Annotated in this window: 15 protein-coding genes; 8 read left to right on the forward strand and 7 right to left on the reverse strand. The window is 72.3% G+C overall.

Annotated elements, in window-relative coordinates; genetic code table 11:
* Positions 1–42: 42 nt before the first annotated feature.
* Complete coding sequence (locus AC0VYM_RS18730) at positions 43–2250, reverse strand: anthranilate synthase component I (protein ID WP_475453953.1); 2208 nt, start codon at positions 2248–2250, stop codon at positions 43–45.
* Between the two features lie 368 nt (positions 2251–2618).
* Between AC0VYM_RS18730 and AC0VYM_RS18735 the strand changes: the two genes are divergently transcribed.
* From AC0VYM_RS18735 to AC0VYM_RS18765, 7 genes are all read left to right on the forward strand, one after another.
* Positions 2619–4892 (forward strand): HelD family protein, encoded by a 2274-nt coding sequence (locus tag AC0VYM_RS18735; RefSeq protein WP_475453955.1) that lies wholly within the window; start codon positions 2619–2621, stop codon positions 4890–4892.
* 138 nt (positions 4893–5030) lie between these two features.
* Positions 5031–5510: a hypothetical protein gene (locus tag AC0VYM_RS18740; protein WP_475453957.1), complete on the forward strand. Its 480-nt coding sequence runs from the start codon at positions 5031–5033 to the stop codon at positions 5508–5510.
* A gap of 162 nt (positions 5511–5672) precedes the next feature.
* Positions 5673–6728, forward strand: coding sequence for a 2-keto-3-deoxygluconate permease (locus tag AC0VYM_RS18745; protein ID WP_475453959.1), 1056 nt, complete (start codon positions 5673–5675; stop codon positions 6726–6728).
* On the forward strand, positions 6725–7924 hold the full coding sequence (locus AC0VYM_RS18750) for a four-carbon acid sugar kinase family protein (protein WP_475453961.1): 1200 nt from the start codon (positions 6725–6727) through the stop codon (positions 7922–7924). Before AC0VYM_RS18745 ends, AC0VYM_RS18750 begins: the two co-directional genes overlap by 4 nt.
* Entirely contained in the window at positions 7921–8943 is a 1023-nt protein-coding gene (gene pdxA, locus AC0VYM_RS18755) for a 4-hydroxythreonine-4-phosphate dehydrogenase PdxA (RefSeq protein ID WP_475453963.1), read from the forward strand. Before AC0VYM_RS18750 ends, pdxA begins: the two co-directional genes overlap by 4 nt.
* Positions 8944–9077: 134 nt before the next feature.
* Entirely contained in the window at positions 9078–9974 is an 897-nt protein-coding gene (locus AC0VYM_RS18760; RefSeq protein WP_475453965.1) for a GntR family transcriptional regulator, read from the forward strand.
* A gap of 76 nt (positions 9975–10050) precedes the next feature.
* A complete protein-coding gene (locus AC0VYM_RS18765) occupies positions 10051–11148 on the forward strand; it encodes an ArsR/SmtB family transcription factor (RefSeq protein ID WP_475453967.1) in 1098 nt (365 codons plus the stop codon).
* 85 nt (positions 11149–11233) lie between these two features.
* Here AC0VYM_RS18765 and AC0VYM_RS18770 read toward each other — a convergent pair whose 3' ends face one another.
* The 6 genes from AC0VYM_RS18770 to AC0VYM_RS18795 all read right to left on the reverse strand — a co-directional run bounded on the left by AC0VYM_RS18770 (position 11234) and on the right by AC0VYM_RS18795 (position 17803).
* Positions 11234–12598: an alpha/beta hydrolase domain-containing protein gene (locus AC0VYM_RS18770; protein WP_475453970.1), complete on the reverse strand. Its 1365-nt coding sequence runs from the start codon at positions 12596–12598 to the stop codon at positions 11234–11236.
* Between the two features lie 50 nt (positions 12599–12648).
* A complete protein-coding gene (locus AC0VYM_RS18775) occupies positions 12649–13452 on the reverse strand; it encodes an ATP-binding cassette domain-containing protein (protein WP_475453972.1) in 804 nt (267 codons plus the stop codon).
* Entirely contained in the window at positions 13452–14312 is an 861-nt protein-coding gene (locus AC0VYM_RS18780; protein ID WP_475453974.1) for an ABC transporter ATP-binding protein, read from the reverse strand. Before AC0VYM_RS18780 ends, AC0VYM_RS18775 begins: the two co-directional genes overlap by 1 nt.
* Complete coding sequence (locus AC0VYM_RS18785; RefSeq protein WP_475453976.1) at positions 14309–15262, reverse strand: ABC transporter permease; 954 nt, start codon at positions 15260–15262, stop codon at positions 14309–14311. Before AC0VYM_RS18785 ends, AC0VYM_RS18780 begins: the two co-directional genes overlap by 4 nt.
* 3 nt (positions 15263–15265) lie before the next feature.
* Positions 15266–16177 carry an ABC transporter permease gene (locus AC0VYM_RS18790; protein ID WP_475453978.1) on the reverse strand — a complete coding sequence of 304 codons (912 nt, stop codon included), beginning with the start codon at positions 16175–16177 and terminating at the stop codon, positions 15266–15268.
* A 69-nt stretch (positions 16178–16246) separates the two neighbouring features.
* Positions 16247–17803 (reverse strand): ABC transporter substrate-binding protein, encoded by a 1557-nt coding sequence (locus AC0VYM_RS18795; protein WP_475453980.1) that lies wholly within the window; start codon positions 17801–17803, stop codon positions 16247–16249.
* A 404-nt stretch (positions 17804–18207) separates the two neighbouring features.
* Here AC0VYM_RS18795 and AC0VYM_RS18800 point away from each other — a divergent pair, with 404 nt between their 5' ends.
* Positions 18208–18891, forward strand: coding sequence for an HNH endonuclease family protein (locus AC0VYM_RS18800; RefSeq protein ID WP_475453982.1), 684 nt, complete (start codon positions 18208–18210; stop codon positions 18889–18891).
* Positions 18892–18959 lie beyond the last annotated feature (68 nt).

An 18959-nucleotide genomic window follows, 5' to 3' on the forward strand; every position in this document is an offset into this window, starting at 1 on the left:
CGCCCCAGGTGAGCGGCGGCCACTGTGACGCAGGTCGTAGGCTCAGCGCCGGGCGAGTTCCAGGACACGGGCCACGATGCCCTCACCGACACTGGCGGTGAGGATCGACTCCGGGTGGAACTGCACCGCGTACCAGCGCGCCGCCGGGTCCTCGATCGCCATGACCACGGGCTCCTCACCGGCGTCGCCGTCCAGCACGGCGGTGACCTCGAAGTTCTTCACCAGGTCCGGGGTGCTGTAGGTGGAGTGGTAGCGCGCGGCGGGGAAGGCGCCGTCCTCACCCAGGCCGGACAGCAGCCGGCCGCCGGACACCCGGACGCGGCCGGGCTTTCCGTGCACCGGCTCGTCCAGGGTGCGCAGCTCTCCCCCGGCGTGCTCGACCATCCCCTGGAGCCCCAGGCACACCCCGAACACCGGCAGGCCGCGGGCGGCCAGGGCGTCGAGCAGGTCCGACATCGCGAAGTCCACCGGCAGGCCCGGACCGGGTGAGAGGACCACCAGGTCCGGCGCGATCCGGTCGAGGAGCTCGGGCTCGAACCCGTAACGGACGGTGGTGACCTCGGCTCCGTGGCGGCGCACGTAGTCAGCGAGGGTGTTGACGAAGGAGTCCTCGTGGTCCACAAGCAGTACCCGCATACCCGCGCCGGGCTGCGGGGCGGGCGCGCTGACGGCCGGGGCGGTCTCGTCGGCGGCCTCCTCGCCCAGGGCCAGCGTCTCCAGGAGCGCGCGGGCCTTGAGGAAGGTCTCCTTCTCCTCGGCCTCGGGGTCGGAGTCGTAGAGGAGGGTCGCGCCCACGCGCACGGCCGCCACCCCGTCACGGATGTGCGCGGTGCGCAGGGTGAGGCCCGTGTTCATGGAGCCGTCGAAGTTGACCACCCCGACCGCGCCGCCGTACCAGCGGCGGGGGCTGGTCTCGTGCTGCTCGATGAACCGCATCGCCCAGGTCTTGGGCGCCCCGGTGACGGTGACCGCCCACATGTGGGTGAGGAAGGCGTCCAGGGCGTCGAAGTCCCGACGCAGGGTGCCCTCGATGTGGTCGACGGTGTGGATCAGACGGGAGTACATCTCGATCTGGCGGCGGCCGATCACCTTGACGCTGCCCGGCTCGCACACGCGCGACTTGTCGTTGCGGTCCACGTCGGTGCACATGGTCAGCTCGGACTTCTCCTTGACCGAGGAGAGCAGCTCCTGGATGTTCTCGGCGTCGCCCAGCGCGTCCTCGCCCCGGCGGATGGTCCCGGAGATCGGGCAGGTCTCCACCCGCTGGCCGGTGCCGGGCTCGCCGGTGACCCGCACGAACATCTCTGGGGAGGCGCCGACGAGGTACTCCCCCTCGCCCAGGTTGAAGAAGAACTCGTAGGGCGCGGGGTTGCGCCCGCGCAGCAGTTCGTAGAAGCGGGCCGGGGACGTGCAGCGGGCGTAGGTGCGGTGGCCGGGGACCACCTCGAACAGGTCGCCCCGGCGGAACCGCTTCTTGGCCTCGGCGACCACCTCGGCGTAGGAACCGGGCTGGGGGCCGGGCGGGACCTCGGCGGCGACCACGGGCGGGGTGGGGCCGGTCTCGCGGGGCAGCCCCTCGGTGGTGGCCTCGGCGCGGGTCTCCGTGGCGGGCACGGTGAACTCGTAGGTGTGACGCACGCACGTCTCGCGCTTGCGGTCGCGGACCACGATCGCGTCGGGCAGGTGCAGGACCAGGTCGCGGTCGGAGGGGTCCCGGTCGATGTGCCGCTCAACCGGCTCGAACTGGAAGGCGAGGTCGTAGCCGAAGGCGCCGTACAGGCCCAGGTTGGAGTCCTCGGGGCTGCGCAGGGCGGCGACAACGGCGCGCAGGGCGGTGAACACGCTCGGGCGGCGGCTGCGCTCCTCCTCGGTGAAGAAGGCGTCCGGGTCGGGCTCGGGAACCGTGACGGCGACGTGGTCCGGGCCCTGTGCGCGGTCGGCGGCCCCGGGCACGGTGTCGAGCGCGTCGGCCAGGACGGGGAGCAGGACCCGGCCCCGGTCGTTGAGGGCGGTGGCGGTGACCCGGCGGCCCCGGGTGCTGATCTCCAGGCAGGGGTCCACGTACCCCAGGTGCCACCGGTCGTAGCGGCCCGGGTACTCCATTCCGGAGGAGAGGACCCCGCCCCGGCGGTGTTCCACGGAGGCGACGAGTTCGGTCAGGATCTCGGGGTCACACGGGGTGACGGTGCGGTGGACGGTCACGCCGCTCGGGGTGCGGTACGTGGTGGTCTGTGCGTCGCTGGGGTTCACGGCCGGTCCTTTGGCGCTCTGCGGTCGGTGGTCATCGCCGTCCGGGGCCGTCGGGAAACGACAAACGACCGCCGGTACGGGGCGGTCGCTGCGGTGTTCGTGGAACGCGAACTGTCGGTGCGCCGCCTAGGAGCGGCGCCACCACTGTCCCTGGTGGGTCGGACTGGTTCGCATGGGCCGAGTGTAGCGGGTGCGAGACGGAGAAGGGGCCCGAAAACGAAAAACCCCCGCCCGGTTCCGGGAGAGGGTTCGGCGCGCTGACCGAGCACGGCCCGACACACACGAGTGGGAGCTCTGCTAAGCTTCGGGATCCACGTCCCACAAAAATAGCCATCACAGAACTTCCTAATCGCAAGGATAGCCACCAGATGGACTCCTGTCAATCCGACCGCTCGACCCCCTCCCCCGAGAAGGCCGCGATCACGGTCGAGCAGATCCGTGTCAGCGCCATGTACGAACGCCTCGACGCCCTGCGCGCCCAGACCGGGCGGCGGCTGGCCGACGCCCACCTCCAGGAACGCGCCGGGTACGCCGCCATCGTGGAGCGCGAGACGCGTTCCTACGAGCACGCCCGCCGCCGGGCCCAGCTCGGTTCGGTCGAGGAGGGGCTGTGCTTCGGCCGGATCGACGTCTCCCACGGCCCCGGGGACACCGAGGCACGCTACGTGGGGCGGATCGGGCTGCGCGACGCCGAGTACGACACCATCCTCGTGGACTGGCGGGCCCCCGCCGCCCGCCCCTTCTACGCGGCCACGCCCAGCGCCCCGGAGGGGGTCACCCGGCGGCGCCACCTCAGGGTGCGTGGCAGGAGGGTCGTCGGTCTGGACGACGAGGTGTTCGACGTCGACGGCCTCACCGAGGGCGACCGCCGCCAACTGGTCGGTGAGGCGGCCCTGCTCGCCTCCCTCCAGCGGGGCCGCACGGGACGGATGGCCGACATCGTCTCCACCATCCAGGCCGAACAGGACCGGGTCATCCGCGCGCGTCTGGCCGGAGTCCTGGTCGTCCAGGGCGGTCCGGGCACCGGCAAGACCGTCGCGGCGCTCCACCGCGCCGCCTACCTCCTCTACACGCACCGGCGGGTCCTGGAGCGCCGGGGCGTCCTGGTGGTGGGGCCCAACCCGGCGTTCCTGCGCTATGTGGGAGACGTCCTGCCCTCCCTCGGGGAGACCGACGTGGTGATGCGCACGGTCGGTGAGCTGTTCCCGGGTGTGGAGGCCTCCGCCCGCGACCCCCACGCCGTCGCGACCCTCAAGGGGTCCCCGCGCATGGTCGACCTCGTGGGCGCCGCCGTCCGGGACCGACAGCGATCGCCCCTGCGCGCCTTCGGAGAGGCGGACCTGCGCGTGGAGACCGACGCGGGGACCCTCGTCGTGCCCGGTGACGTGTGCGCACACGTCCTGGAGACCACCCGGAACCTGCGGCTGCCCCACAACACCGCGCGCAAGTACCTGGTGAACACGCTGCTCGGCGAGCTCGCGCGGGTCGAGTCCCAGCGGCTCGGGCGCCCGGTCTCCGACGAGGACCTCCCGCACGTGGGAGCACGGCTCTGGCAGGAGGAACCCGTCCAGCACGCCCTGGACGCCCTGTGGCCCGACCTCACCCCGGAGCGGCTGCTCCGCGACCTGTACGCCGACGGCGAGGCCCTGCTCAGGGTGGGAACGGGGGCCGGTGTCGCGGACGCCGCACGGCTGGCCCGCCCGTCGGGGGCACCCTGGACCGTCGAGGACGTCCCGCTCCTGGACGAGGCCGCCGACCTCCTCGGCCGGGACGACAGCCACCTGCGGGCCCGTCAGCGGCGGCGGGACGCCGAGCGGGAGGCGGAGGTCCGGTACGCGCAGGGGGTCCTGGACCTCACCGGGCTGACGGAGGATCCGAGGGAGGGGCTGGACGCGCACCTGCTCGCGGACCGCCACCATGACACCGGCCCGGACCTGAGCACCGCCGACCGGGCCATCGCGGACCGCGACTGGGCCTACGGGCACGTGATCGTGGACGAGGCCCAGGAGCTGTCCGCGATGGCCTGGCGCACGGTGATGCGCCGGGTGCCGACCCGGTCCCTGACCGTCGTCGGGGACGTCGCCCAGACCGGCAGCGCGGCGGGGACCGGTTCCTGGGAGGCCGCCCTGGAACCGTACGCCCCGGGTAAGGTGCACGTGGAGCACCTGAGGGTCAACTACCGGACCCCGGCGCCGATCATGGCCGTCGCCGCCGACGTGCTGCGTGCGGCCGCGCCCGACCAGGAGGTTCCCGAGTCCGTGCGCGAGGACGGCGACGCCCCCCTCGCCGTCCGAATCGGGGACCTGCGCGAGCTGTCCGCGCTGGTCACCGGGGAGCGGGAGGCCGTCGGTGAGGGCCGGATCGCGGTCATCACCTCCGACGCCTCCCTGACCGAGGTGGCGGGCGCGCTGCCCGGTGCGGACCCGGGCGGGCGCGACGCGCCCGGGGACGCCGTGGTGGTGCTGACCGCGACGGAGTCCAAGGGGCTGGAGTTCGACTCGGTGATCGTGGTGCGCCCCGAGGAACTGCTGGCCCAGCCGCGCGGCGCGAACGACCTGTACGTGGCGGTGACCCGCGCGACCAGGCGCCTGACCGTCGCGCACGAGGGCGACCTGCCGGAACTCCTCGGGCGCCTGGGGTGAGGCGGTGCCCGCCGGAGGCTCCCCGGGGTCTCCGGCGGGCACCGGTCAGGTCTCTCCGACGGACCCGCAACCCTCCAACGCCCCGGGACACCACATTTGGATCACGATCCGCAGCAGGCCGGGGGCTAGAAAGGGACCATGCCCCTCACCCCGAACCCCCTGCCTCCTCTCCCCCCACTCCCCCGGACCGTCACCGGAGTGTTCGTCCGCAACGTCATGCAGACCGCGTGCCCCGGCTACTTCGCCCTGGTGTGGCTGGACGCCGAACCCGCGCGCAGCGGAGCGGACTTCGAGTTCGTCGACGATCTGCCCGCGACCTGCCCCCGCCCCGACGAGCCCCTCCCTGAGGAGTTCAGGCGCGCCTTCGGGGAGGGCGTCCGTACGAGCCTGGAGCTCCGCGGCGGGGGCAGGTCCGCCTACGCGACGCGGATCGTGCTCCGCGACGCGCTGTGGAGCGATATCGACTCCAACCGCTGGAGCTTCGAGGTCGCGGGGCGGTATGCGGTCAAGGAGGTCCTGGAGTGCGTCCGGGACGGCCGCGCGCCCCGCCAGGCGGGCAGGAACGCGCGGATCGACCGCCCGATCCCGCCCATGCCGAGGTCCCGGACACGCGGCTAGGAACGGCCCCGACGGGGACGCCCTGGTCATCCGTGTTGTGAAGTTCTGTGCCTGTTCGGTGGACTCTCGCGAAATTGTACGTACAATCTGTACGGACAACGCGTGTACCGGTGCCGTGTGTGACGTCGGTCCACGATCCCGGTCCCATGTGAACGGACTCTTATGCGTGACAGCCAGGGGTCGCTGGTACCCCTCCTCAAATGGATGAACAAGGTCCCCGGCGGGGCCATGCTCATCCCCCTCGTCCTCGGATCGGTCCTGGGAACCTTCGCTCCGGCGGCCCTGGACATCGGCAGCTTCACCACCGCGCTGTTCAAGGACAGCGCCATGCCGCTGATCGCCCTGCTCATCTTCGCCACGGGCACCCAGGTCACCCTCCGCACCAGCGGTCCGGTGCTGGCCACCACCGGTGTCGTCCTCCTCGGGAAGAGCGTCATCCCGGGCCTGCTCATCATCGCCCTGGCGATGGTCACCGGCCCCGAGGGCGTCCTGGGCATCTCCATCATGGCGATGCTCGCGGCGGCGACCAACGCCAACGGCGGCCTCTGGCTCGCCCTGACCGGACAGTACGGACGGACGAAGGACCGGGGCGCCTACATCGCGGGCGCCGTCAACGACGGTCCCTTCTTCGCCCTGCTGTTCATCGGCGCCTCCGGGATCGGCCAGATCCCCGTCCTCACCCTGCTCGCCGCGATCATCCCGTTCCTGCTCGGCGTCCTCGTCGGGAACATCGACTCGCAGTGGCGTGAGCTCCTCACCCCGGTGCCCGCGATCGTCATCCCGTTCTTCGCCTTCGCCCTGGGTACCGGCATCAACTTGGCGGACGTGGCCAGGGGCGGCCTGTCCGGGATCCTCCTCGGCGTGGCGATCACCTTCGTCACCGGCGGACTCGTCTACCTCGGCTACCGCTTCCTCCTGCGGCGCGGCAAGGAGTCGGGGATCGGCTTCGCCGCGGGCACCGCGTCGGGCAACGCCGTCGCCACCCCGGCCATCATCGCCGCCGCCGACCCGTCCTTCCTCTCCTACGCCGGGACCGCCACCACCCAGGTCGCCGCGAGCGTCCTGGTCACCGCCCTGCTCGCGCCGCTGGTGACCACCTGGGTGCTGCGCCGGGCCGGTGCCTCGCCCGCCGAGGCCGAGCGCCAGGAGATCGCGGAACGGCAGGAGGCCGCCACCACGGCCACCGACCACACCGACCCCGAGGAGACACGGTCATGACCCACACACGCACACCACGCGTGGCCGTGGTCGCGGACGACCTCACCGGCGCGGGTGACACCGCCGTCCAGTTCGTACGCGCCGGCTGGAGCACCGAACTCCAGCTGGGCACCGCGGAGTCCACCTCCGACGTGGTCGCCGTGACCACCGACTCCCGCGCCCTGCCGCCGGAGCGGGCCGCCTCCGCGGCCGCCGAGGCCGTGCGCGGGCTCCGCGACGCGGGCGCGGACCTGGTCTACAAGAAGGTGGACTCGACCCTGCGCGGCCCCATCCGCGCGGAGATCGACGGGGTCCTGTCTGTCTCCCCGCCCGGAACCGTCGCCGTGGTCTGCCCGGCCTTCCCCGCCAACGGCCGCGTCGTCCGCGACGGGGTCCTCCTGGTGGACGGGGTCGAGGTCCACCGGACCGCCGTCGGGGACGACCCGGTCTCCCCGGTGACCGAGAGCCGGATCGCCGAGCTGTTGGACGCCCGGTACGTCCGGCTGACCGGTGACGACCCCGAGCGGAACGCCGCCCTGCTCCGCGACGCCGCGCCCGTGGCCGTCGTCGACGCGGAGACCGACGCCGACCTGGCCCGGGTCGCCGCCGCCGTCACGTTCCTGGGTGACCGCGCCGTCCCCGTGGGTTCGGCCGGCCTCGCCACACGGCTGGCGGAGACCTGGCGCCCGGTCCTGGAGCCCGGCCCGGCCCTGGTGGTGGTGACCTCCCTCCACCAGGCCGCGCGCGGACAGGTCGCGGAGCTCCTGGCGGACGAGTGGACACGGGTGGAGCAGCCCGACGCCCACGCGCTGGCCGACGACACCGCCTGGCGGGAGTGGTCCGACCGGGTCCTGGAGACCTTCGACCCCTCCCACCCGCACACCGCCCTCGTGGCCCCCGACGACCGCACCAGCGGGCTCGACCCCGCCCTGGTCGCCCGGCGCTTCGGGGAGCTGGCCGCGCGCGTGGCCGAGCGGTACCCGCTGTCCGGGTTCGTCGTCACCGGTGGCGACGGGGCCCGCGCCCTCACCGCGTCCCTCCGGGCCAGGGCCATCGCCCTGACCGGCGAGGTCGCCCCGGGCATCCCGCTGGGCACCCTGGCGGGCGGCCCCCGCGAGGGGCTGGCCATCGTCACCAAGGCCGGGGGCTTCGGCTCCCCCACCGCCCTCATCGAGGCCGCTGACGCGGTCCGCAACACGAAAGGCAGCAGCACATGAGCCGCCCCACCCTCGCGGTCACCCTCGGCGACGTCGCGGGTATCGGTCCGGAGATCACCGCCAAGGCGCTCCTCCACCACCCGGAGGTCCGTGAACTGTCCCGGCCCGTCGTCGTCGGTGACGCGGACGCCCTGCGCAGGGCCGTCACCGCCGTGGGCGGGGACGCGTCGGCTGTCAACCCGATCGGCTCACCCGCCGACGCGGCCGACGCACCCGGTGTGATCGACGTCGTGCAGACCGGCCCCTCGCTCGGCCACGTGCCCTACGGCGAACTGAGCGCGGAGGCGGGCGACGGAGCGGCCCGCTTCGTGATCGAGGCAGTGGACCTCGCCAAGCGGGGCCTGGTCGACGGGATCGTCACTCCCCCGCTGAACAAGGCCGCCATGCACCTGGGCGGGCACCAGTGGCCGGGCCACACCGAGCTGCTCGCGCACGAGTTCGGCGTCAGCGACTACAGCCTCGTGCTGTCCGCGGGTGAGCTGTCCTTCTTCCACCTGACCACGCACGTCTCCCTGCGCCGCGCCATCGAGGACGTCACCCAGGAACGCACCCTGGAGGTCCTGCGGCTGATGAGCGCCTTCGCCCGCGCCCAGGGTGAGGCGGACGAGCCCATCGGCGTGGCCGGGCTCAACCCGCACGCCGGGGAGAACCGCCTGTTCGGCGACGAGGACGCCGACGTGCTCGCCCCGGCCATCGAACGCGCCCGCGCCGAGGGGATCAACGCCCACGGGCCGATCCCCGCCGACGCGCTCATCCCGGCGGCCGTCCGGGGCAAGTGGAAGCTGGTCGCGGTCTGCTACCACGACCAGGGCCACGCGCCCTTCAAGGCCGTCTACGGCGACGACGGCGTGAACATCACCGCCGGGCTTCCGGTGGTGCGGGTGTCGGTGGACCACGGCACCGCGTTCGACATCGCGGGCCAGGGCATCGCCCGCGAGGCCAGTCTGGTCCTGGCCCTGCGCCGGGCCGCCGAGCTCGCTCCCGGCTGGGGACACGTGTGGAAGGCCACCGCCTCCTGACCGGGCGGACGCACCACGGCGCGCCCCCGTCCCCCGGAACCGGAGGGGGACGGGGGCGCGCCGCGTCCGGCGGCCCGTCGGACGCGGCCGGAGATGCTCCGGCGCTCCGTGGCTCCCGCGCCACACGCCCTAGAATGACGGCCATGCCTGTCGACCGCTCCGACTCCCGGCCCCTGCACGCCCAGGTGGCCGACGCCCTGCGCGCGGAGATCCGCGACCGCTCGATCCCGCCCGGTGACGCCCTGCCCAGCGAGGCCGCCCTGCGTGAGCGCTTCGGTGTCTCCCGGAGTGTGGTCCGCCAGGCCCTGGCCACCCTGGAGGACGAGGGATCGGTCCGCCGGACCCGGGGGCGGGCTCCGGTCGCCGCGGTCCCCACCGAACACCACCGGCTCGTGCAGCGGGTGACCGGGCTCTTCGACCAGTTCTCCGCCGAGGGGCTGAGCCTGCGCACCGCCGTGCTCTCCCTGGAACGGACCCGCACCGGCCCGCCCTCCGCCGTCCACCACCTGGTGACCGAGGAGCTGCTGCGGCTGGAGCGCGTCCGGTCGGTGGACGACGAGGCCCTGTCCTACGTGCGCACCTGGCTCCCGGCGGACCGCTTCGCGGAACTGGACTCGGCCATGCTGGCCAACGCCTCCCTGCACCGGCTCATGGAGGTCCGCTTCGGGGCGGTGCCCAGCAGTGGCCGCAGACAGATCCGCGCCGTCCCGGCCGACCCGCGCATCGCGCGTGAGCTGGGGGTCCCGGACGGGGTCCCGCTCCTGCTCCTGGAGGGCGGCACCTTCGACCAGGACGGCCTGCCCCTGGAGTGGTTCGAGAGCTGGCACCGTTCCGACCGCGTCGTCTTCGACATCGAGGCGGACGGCGCCACCGACCAGGTGCGGATCGCGCCGGGTCCGTCGCTGGCCGCTGGCCCGGCTCCGTCGGCCGTCCCGTCCGGGGAGCCCGCCCCGCACGGCGGGCTCGACCGCGCCGTGGCCCTCGCCGCCGAGCTGCGCACCGAACTCGACCGCCTGCGCGCCGAGAGCTGAGCCTCCCGATCCCTCGGGGTTCCCGCGCCGAGGGGCGCACGGCGGGTCGGGTCCCGGGGGTCACTAGGATCTGGGCATGCCCATCGTGTTCGACCTGGTCAGCACCGACGCCTCACGTGTGGTGGTGCGGCCCTCGCCGCTCGCCGAACTGATGGCGTTCCTGCACAGCGTCGCCGAACCGGGCCACCACCCGGGGGCGAGCCGGGACATCCGCGCCGTGCGGTCCGGGGTGGACCGGGCCACCGAGCGGCGCCTGCGCACCTTCGCGCCCCTGTGGGCCAGGTTCCGACTGCGCGCGCTGCTGCCCCTGGACACCAGCCACCCCGCGACGTTCCAGGACGAGCTGGCCCTGATGAACGCCATGCCCGCGCCGGTGTTCGACTCCATGGTGGCGGAGACCATCGCGAGCGGGAGCTGGGAGCGCTACTACGGCCTGCGTGACCCCCACGACCACCGTGCGGAGTTCCTGGAGGTCTGCCGAGCCAAGAGCGAGGAGCGCGAGGAGCTGGGCGAGCTCTTCCTGGCGGACCGTGCGGCCTTCCGCCAGAACCTGTCCGACCTGCTCCAGCACTGCCACGACACGTTCTTCCGTGCCCGCTGGGAGGCGACCCTGCCCCAGCTCGCCACGGCCGGACACGAGGTGCGGGGGCGCTTCTCCCAGGACCGGCTCGGGGTCGTGCTGGCCTCCCTCACACCGGGCGGCCACTACCTGCCGCAGACCGCGCAGGTGGCCTACGACAAGCTCCAGAACGCCTTCGTCTCCTGTGCGGGACGCGATCTGGTCCTGGTGCCCAGCCTGTTCACCCGCCCCCACCTGGTGGTGAAGTTCGAGGAGGCGCAGCCCCGCGCGAACCTGCCCATCGTGGTGCAGTTCCCAATCACCGAGATGGGCACCATCGACGTCCCCCTCAAGGAGTTGCAGCGGCGCATGGCCGTGCTCTCGGACCCCGCCCGCCTGGTGCTGTGCCGACACCTGGTCAACGAGCACTGCACCACCGGCGAGCTGGCGGCGCGGGTCGGGATGACCGAACCCCAGGTCTCCCGACACCTGCGACGCCTGCGCGAGGCCGGGCTGCTGGAGTCCGTGCGCGACGGCAGGCTGGTGCGCCACCGCATCAGACTCGGCACCGTCTACTCACTGGGACACCAGTTCCTCACCCGGCTCGTGCAGTGAGGCCCGGGGGTGGGACACCGGGCCCGGTGTCCCACCCCCTCCCCGGGCCCCGGCCCGCACACGCGCCGAACGGGATCCGCACCGGTCAGAAGTCGACCAGTTCCGCCTCCAGCCGCAGCTGCTCGGCGTCCTCCGGCCGGACGAAGCCGTCGGCCAGCATGCGGTCCAGGGCCCGTGAGTGCTCGCGACGGTAGCCGTCCGCGTCCCCGTAGCGCTCCACGAGCCGTTCGGGAGCGAGCGGGGTCTCACTGCCGTGGTACCAGGAGGGTCGACCCATCGGGGTGGCTGCCACCAGGGTGGAGAGCGGCGCGTCGGTGTGGGTGGTGCGGAGCCCGCCCCTGGCGTTGCCGATCCCGTCCCTGAGCACGGTGTCGGTGTCGCCCTCCGTCTCCAGGAGGCGGGAGGCCGGGGGTGTCGCCTCGCCCCGTGCCCACGCGGACAGCGACTCCAGCAGGGCGTTGTACACGTGGGAGTTGGGGAAGGTGGACCACCGGGCACCCTCGGGGAGCGGGCAGTCCCGGAGCCGCTCGCGGTCCCGGTCACTCATGTGCCGGGTCTCCCGGTGCGCCATCCCGGCCACCTCGTACAGCCGGAAGAACGGCGAGTCCGGCCTGCGGTGCGTGAGCCCCCGTACCTGGCCCGAGACCCCGCACGCCCAGCGCACGGACTGGAACTCGGCCTCCCCCAGGACCTCCATGACGGGCACGTCCACGTCCGGCAGCGCGGGCCCTCCCGACGCACAGGGCATGTACCCGTCGAAGACGGGTCCTCCGTCCGGGCGTCGCAGGACGGCGTGGTGGCGCTCCACGAACCTGCGCACGACACCGCCGGTCTGGGAGATCCCCGCGAACAGCAGGGTGCGCACGGCGGCTTCGGGCAGGCCGGGCAGGCCCTCCCTCAGGGCGTTGGCCACCTGGGCGATGATCTCGAACGACTGCGGCGTGGCCCGCCACCACCGTTCCTTGAACTCGTCGTACTCGCGGGCCAGCACCTCCGGCGTGGGGTTCTCCGTGAAGGGGATACTGCCCGCGAAGTCCTTGGCCAGCTCCCCGGAGGAGAAGGTCATCTCCGCGTACCGGCGCTGGTCGACCCCCTTGATGAGGTCGAGCGCGGACGGGGCCTGGGAGTCGATGCCCACCCAGATGAAGCCCCCGCGCATGATCTGGCGGTTGAAGGCCCGCCACACCGAGTTCCCGCCCCAGATGTGGCTCACCTCGGCCAGCGCCCGCCCCGTGTACAGCGACATGTCCGCGGGACGTCGGATGAGGACGCGGGTGCTGTAGGGGTCGTCGGTGGCCGTGCCGGAGACGAGGTACTCCTCCTGGACGTAGTCGTAGGTGGGGATGCGGTCGACCCCGTAGGGTTCGAGCACCACGGCCCGGTTCCCCTCGGTCTCGGGGACGGGTCCCCGGATGAGGGCATGCTTCGCCTGCGCGTGTCGGGTGGTCATGTTCTCCTTCTTCCAGAGCGGAAGGGGGCGGGACGGGCGGGAACGTGCGGTCAGAGTCGGGGCACGGCCTCGATCAGAGTGCGTGTGTAGTCGTCCTCGGGGGCGCGGAGCACCTGGGACGTGGGCCCGGACTCGACGACCCGGCCGCCGTTCAGGACGGCGACGCGGTCACACATGAAGTCCACGACGGCCATGTCGTGGCTGACGAAGAGCAGGGAGAGGCCACGCGCCCGGCGGATGTCCTTGAGCAGGTTGAGGACCTTGGCCTGCACGGACACGTCCAGTGCCGAGACCGGCTCGTCGGCGACGATCAGTTCGGGTTCCAGGGCCAGGGCGCGGGCGATGGACACGCGCTGGCGCTGGCCACCGGAGAACTCGTGGGGCAGGCGCCCCATCCAGGACCGGGCCAGCCCGACCTCGTCGGCGAGCGCCAGGGCCCGACCCTCCCGCTCGGCGGGGGTGTGCAGCCCCTGGACCCGGTAGGGCTCCTCCAGCAGCTCGCGCAGGGTCATGCGCGGGTTGAGGGAGTTGGACGAGTCCTGGAAGACCATCTGCATGCGGCGGCGGTAGGTCCGCAGTTCGGAGCGGCGCATGGACAGGATGTCCCGGCCCAGCACCGTCACCGAGCCCGAGGTGGGCCGGATCAGTCCGATGGCCATGCGGCCCAGGGTGGACTTGCCCGAACCGGACTCGCCGACCAGGCCCAGGACCTCGTCGCGGCCCAGTTCCAGGGAGGCGTCCCGGACCGCCACGTGCGCGGTGCGGCGCAGGACCCCGCCGAGGCGGAACCTCTTGGTCACGTGCTCCATGCGCAGGACGGGTTCGGCTCCCGCGGCGCCGTCGGTCGTGCTCATCACTGCACCGCCTTGGTGAATCGGCTCTTGTCGATGACGGGGAGGCGGTCCGGGCTGTGCCCGAGCCGGGGTGAGGCCTCCAGCAGGCCGCGGGTGTAGCCGGACTCCGGTGCGGACACCACCTGGTCGGTGGGGCCCGACTCCATGGCGTGACCGTCGAGCATGACCACGACGTCGTCCGTGTACCGGGAGACCAGTCCCAGGTCGTGGCTGATGAGCAGCACGGACAGCCCGAGTTCCTCTCGCAGGTCGGCCAGGAGGTCGAGGATCTGTTTCTGGATGGTGGCGTCGAGCGCGGTCGTGGGTTCGTCCGCGATGAGCAGGGCGGGCTCGCAGGAGATGCTCATGGCGATCATGACGCGCTGGCGCATGCCGCCCGAGAGCTGGTGCACGTAGGCGTCCAGGACGCCCCGGGAGGGCGGGATCCCGACCAGGTCCAGGAGTTCGGCGCTGCGCGCCCGGGCCTGGCGCCGGGTCAGTCCCAGGTGCAGGCGCAGGGGCGCCGCCATCTGCCCGCCGATGGTCTTGGTGGGGTGCAGGGCGCTCATGGGCTCCTGGAACACGAAGCCCATCTCCCGTCCGGCCATGGCGCGCCGTTCGCGGTCGGGCAGGGACAGCAGGTCGCGGCCCCGGTAGAGCACCTGCCCGGAGGCGCGCGCCGTCTCGGGGAGGATGCCCATGACGGCGGTGGCGGTCATGGACTTGCCCGAGCCGGACTCGCCCACGATGCCCAGGGTGCCCCGACCACGGAGGGTGAGGTCGAGGGAGTGCACCACGCGGCGCGGGCCCTCCGGGGTCAGGACGTCGACGTCGAGTCCGCGCACGTCCAGCAGGATGTCGTCGGTGGAGTTCGTGGTCACTCCTTGGCCTCCAGCCTGATCCGGGGGTCGAGTGTGGCGGCGACCACGTCGACCAGCAGGTTGACGAGGACGAAGGCCACCGCGATGAAGAAGATGCAGCCCTCGATGAGCGGGTAGTCGCGCCGTTCGACGGCGGTGAGCAGCAGCTTGCCCAGCCCGGGCAGAGAGAAGACGTTCTCGGTCACGACCGCTCCGCCGAGCATCGAGGCGAGGGAGAGCCCGACCACGGTGACCAGGGGCGCGAGCGCGGCCGGGAAGACGTAGGAGCGGGTGATGGTGCGCTCGGGCAGGCCCTGGGCCCGGGCCGTGGCCACGAAGGGCTGGTGCTTGGCGTCGAGCACGCCGTTGCGCGAGTACCGGAAGAGCGTGGCCGCCTCCAGGGTGCCCAGCGCCAGGCACGGCAGCGCCATGTGGCGCACGTACTGGACGGGGTCCTCGGTGATCGGGGTGAACCCCGCGACCGGGAGCCACTGGAGGGTCACCCCGAAGAGCATGACCATCAGGATGGCCAGCCAGAAGGTGGGCATGGCCACGCCCACCGCCGACCCGACCACCATGGTCCGGTCCAGGGCCCTCGACCTCGTGGCTCCGGCGACGGCGCCGAGCGCGGGGCCGATGAGCAGCGCGAGGAGCATGGAGATCAGGGCCAGCTGGCCGGTCACGAGCGCCGCGGACAGAACCAGTTCGGCCACGGGAGCGTGCAGGAAGATGGACTCCCCGAAGTCGAACCGCGCCATCCGGGCGAGCCAGTCGAGGAACTGCTGCCACATCGGGGCGTCCAGGCCCAGCTCGGTGCGTAGTTCCGCGATCTCGGTCGCCGTGGCGTTCTCACCGAGGATGACGGCGGCCGGGTCGCCCGGGGTGAGCCGCAGCAGGACGAAGAGCAGCACCATCGGCACGGCGACGGTCGGGATGAGCGCCAACAGGCGTTTGAACACGTAGGAGAGCACGGGTCACCCGTCCTTCTCGTCGGAGCGGACGGTGGTCCGGGCCCGCCGCGAGGACCGGGCCGAGGACTTCGAGGAGCGCGCCAGCTCGGCCAGGCGCCGGGCCCGCGGGTCCATGGCGTCGCGCAGCCCGTCTCCGAGGAGGATGAGCCCGAGGACGGTCAGCAGGATCGCCGCACCGGGGAACACCCCGATCCACCAGGCCACCGCCGCGTACTGCTGCGCGGCGGACAGGCTCGCGCCCCAGCTGGGCACGTCCGGCGGCAGTCCGATACCGAGGAAGCTCAGGGCCGCGATGGACAGCACCGTGGCTGCGAAGCCCATGGTCGCCTGGACGATGAGCACCGAGACGGACTCGGGTGCCACGTAGCGGAACAGGATCCAGGAGTCACGGGCCCCCAGCGCGCGGGCGGACTCCACCATGGGCGCGGAGCGCGCGGTGAGCGCGGCCGCGCGGACCACCCGGGCGATCGGCGGTACCAGGACCACGGTGAGGCCGAACAGGACCGGCCCCACTCCCCGGCCCAGAACGCCGACCAGGCTCATGACCAGGATGATGTTGGGGAACGACATCAGCCCGTCGATGACGCGCATGACGACCGCGTCCACCCAGCGGAAGTAGCCGCAGACGACGCCGGTGAGGAACCCGGCGACGATGGCGAGCACCGTGCAGGCTGCGGCGATGCCGAGCGAGGTGCGGGCTCCGTGGAGCAGCACCGTCCACATGTCGCGGCCCTGCTCGTCGGTGCCCAGGGGGCCACCGGTTCCGGGGGCCTGGAGTCGCTCGCTCGGTCGGAGCAGGTCGGGGTCGCCGCCCAGGACGGGGGCGAGGAGTGCCAGCAGCGTGATGACCGCGACGATCGCGGCGCCCGTCATCGCGCTCGGGTCCCTGGAGAGGGACCGCAGGGTGGTTCTCATGAGGAGTCTTTCGTGCGCGGTGGGTTCCGGGCCCGGCGGCCGTACGGCGGGCCGCCGGGCGGCGGGGTCCTACTGGTCGATCCAGATGTTGTAGAAGCCCCGGACGGTCCCCTGCGTGGCCTCGAAACCGCCGACGTCGGCGGAGGTCACCGCGAGACGGGGTTCGTGGCCGAAGCGGATGAACGGGACGTCGTCCCAGATGAGTTCCTGGAGTTCGTCCCAGGCGGGCTTGCGGCTCTCGGTGTCCTCTCCCTCGGTGACGGCGGCCATGAGCTCGGCCTTCTCCTCGGTGGCCCACCAGCCGGGGAAGTCGTCGTTGAGGAAGACCACGGTCAGCGGGTCGGAGTAGGCCGCGCCCCCGCCGAGGAACACCTCCCAGGTGTCCTCCTCGGTCCGCGTGGAGCCGAAGGTGGCGGCGTCCATCGCCTGGAGGTCGACGTTGAGGCCGACCGCCTCCAGCTGCTGCTGGACGATGGGGCCGTAGTTGTCGTTGGAGGGGCGGTAGAGCACGCGCACCGGGGTGCCGTCGTACCCGGCCTCGTCGAGCAGGCGCTCGGCCTCCTCGGCGGAACGGTCCGTGTAGGCCTCGGATCCGGCGTCGGAGTACCAGGGCGAACCGGGCGGGAAGAAGCTGGAGTCCTCGGTGAAGTAGTCGGTTCCGCCGAGGTACTGGGTCTCGATCTCCGCGAAGTCCAGCGCGTTGAGCACGGCGCGGCGCATGAGCACGTCGCCCATCAGCTCGGACCGCAGGTTGAACTGCATGATGGAGAACTCGGAGTCCTCGCTCAGCACCGCCTGGAGCGAGGGGTCTGCCTCGTAGACGTCCAGCTGGTCGACGCCGAGGAACTGCGGGGCGACGTTCACCTCGGCCGTGCGCAGCTGGTTGAGCGTGTTCGACTCGTTGAACGGGACGAACTTCAGACTGTCGGCGTGGGCGGTCTTCGCCCCCGCCGCGCCGTCCGGGTCCTCGTCGCGCGGGGCGTACTCGTCGAACCGGGAGGCCGTGGCCTGGCGGTCCACCGTGAACTCGTCGAGGCGGTAGGGGCCGGTGCAGTCCAGTGAGGACAGCTCGTCGTCCCCGGCGGCCTCCAGCGAGGACGCCGACATCACGTAGGCGCCGGTGTCGGGCGTGGAGAGCAGGGCGGGGATCGCGCCCGTGGGGTTGACGGTGGTGATCGTGACCGTGAGGTCGTCGGTCTCGGCGACCTCCTCCACCAGGCTGTTGAAGAGCTCACCCGGGTCGGAGTCGGCGTAGCGGTCGAGCGAGGCCACGACGTCGGCGGCGGTGAGCTGGCCGCCCTCGTGGAACGGGACGCCCTCCCTCAGGCGAAGCGTGTACACGCCCGCGTCGACGTCGTACTCGTAGGAGTCCACGAGGCCGTCCTGGATCGAGGTGTCGGCCGCGTTGGCGAACAGGCCCTCACACACCGAGGCGGCGACCATCCAGTTGGAACGCGAGGTGGTGGCGTGCGGATCGATGACGGCGGGCAGTGAGGCGACCACGAGCTCGCCTCCGGTCACCGGCTCCGAGGAGGCTCCGCCGCCCTGAGGGGAGCCGCAGCCGGACAGGAGGAGTGCCGTACCGCCCACCAGTCCAAGTGCGGCCGCGCTGCGCTGAGAGATCACGGATCAGGCCTTTCGGGGAAATCGGGATGGTGGTCCCGTGGGGACACCCACAGGTTAGGCATGGTTCACCCACGTGAAAGGCATCGTTTACCGCGACCCCGGTAAGAAACGATCAGGTGACGGAAGTTACAGGTGTGACTGGTGGGACCGTGGGTGTCCGTGACCCCACTCACAGCGACCACACCGGGCTGTCCTCCCCTGACGGAGCGGTCACCCCCGGCGTGGCCGGGTGGGCGCCGCACGCGGGTGGGATCGATCGTCGGGGACAGGGCGCCCGTCGGCCCCGTCACCGTGCCGCCACCGAAACACGGCACGGATTTCACGCGGAGGGGTCTGGTCATACCGGCCGCGACACACCATGGTGTGAGGGTTCGACCGACTCCCTCCTCCCCCAAGGAGCAGCGTTGCCCGCGATCCCCCGTACGTTCCCCCTCACCCGCGCACGCCGGACGGTGGTCGGCGCCCTGTCCGCCCTCACCGCCGCCGTTCTCGTCGCGGTCCTCGGCTGGGCCACCCCGGCCCTGGCCCACCACGTCCTGCCGCCCGGTATCCCCTCCACCTCGGCGGCGCAGTCGCAGCTCAACGGCCTGACCGTCCGCGCCAAGAACAACGGTGCGGGCTACGACCGCAGCCTCTTCCCGCACTGGGTGGTCATCACCAGCCCCTGCGACGCGCGCGAGACCGTCCTGCGCCGCGACGGCCACACCGTCCAGGTGGACGGCAACTGCCAGCCGACGTCCGGCCGGTGGTCCAGCGAGTACGACGGGGTGTGGACCGACAACGCGTCCTCGTTCGACATCGACCACATGGTGCCGCTCCACGACGCCTGGCGGTCGGGCGCCAACAACTGGTCCGCCAACCAGCGGCGCGCCTTCGCCAACGACGTCTCCGCTCCCCAGCTGTGGGCGGTCTCCGCCAGCAGCAACCGTTCCAAGGGCGACCGGGACCCCTCCGCCTGGATGCCGCCGCGCACCGCGATCCACTGCGACTACGTCAAGGCCTGGGTCAACGTGAAGCACCGCTACGGCCTGTCCGTGACCAGCGCCGAGAAGTCCTCCATCCAGGGCACCATCAACGCCCGCTGCTGACCCCCGACGATCCGGGCCGTGTGGACGCTGGTCCACACGGCCCGGACGTGTTCGGCGCGATGGCGGAA

Source organism: Nocardiopsis sp. iso_237 (assembly GCF_056173345.1).

Coding starts and splice junctions, on each gene's coding strand:
- pdxA (WP_475453963.1), top strand. CDS start 7,921: ATGAGCCGCCCCACCCTCGCGGTCACCCTCGGCGACGTCGCGGGTATC.
- AC0VYM_RS18775 (WP_475453972.1), bottom strand. CDS start 13,452: ATGAGCACGACCGACGGCGCCGCGGGAGCCGAACCCGTCCTGCGCATG.
- AC0VYM_RS18740 (WP_475453957.1), top strand. CDS start 5,031: ATGCCCCTCACCCCGAACCCCCTGCCTCCTCTCCCCCCACTCCCCCGG.
- AC0VYM_RS18745 (WP_475453959.1), top strand. CDS start 5,673: ATGCGTGACAGCCAGGGGTCGCTGGTACCCCTCCTCAAATGGATGAAC.
- AC0VYM_RS18760 (WP_475453965.1), top strand. CDS start 9,078: ATGACGGCCATGCCTGTCGACCGCTCCGACTCCCGGCCCCTGCACGCC.
- AC0VYM_RS18770 (WP_475453970.1), bottom strand. CDS start 12,598: ATGACCACCCGACACGCGCAGGCGAAGCATGCCCTCATCCGGGGACCC.
- AC0VYM_RS18765 (WP_475453967.1), top strand. CDS start 10,051: ATGCCCATCGTGTTCGACCTGGTCAGCACCGACGCCTCACGTGTGGTG.
- AC0VYM_RS18735 (WP_475453955.1), top strand. CDS start 2,619: ATGGACTCCTGTCAATCCGACCGCTCGACCCCCTCCCCCGAGAAGGCC.
- AC0VYM_RS18790 (WP_475453978.1), bottom strand. CDS start 16,177: ATGAGAACCACCCTGCGGTCCCTCTCCAGGGACCCGAGCGCGATGACG.
- AC0VYM_RS18750 (WP_475453961.1), top strand. CDS start 6,725: ATGACCCACACACGCACACCACGCGTGGCCGTGGTCGCGGACGACCTC.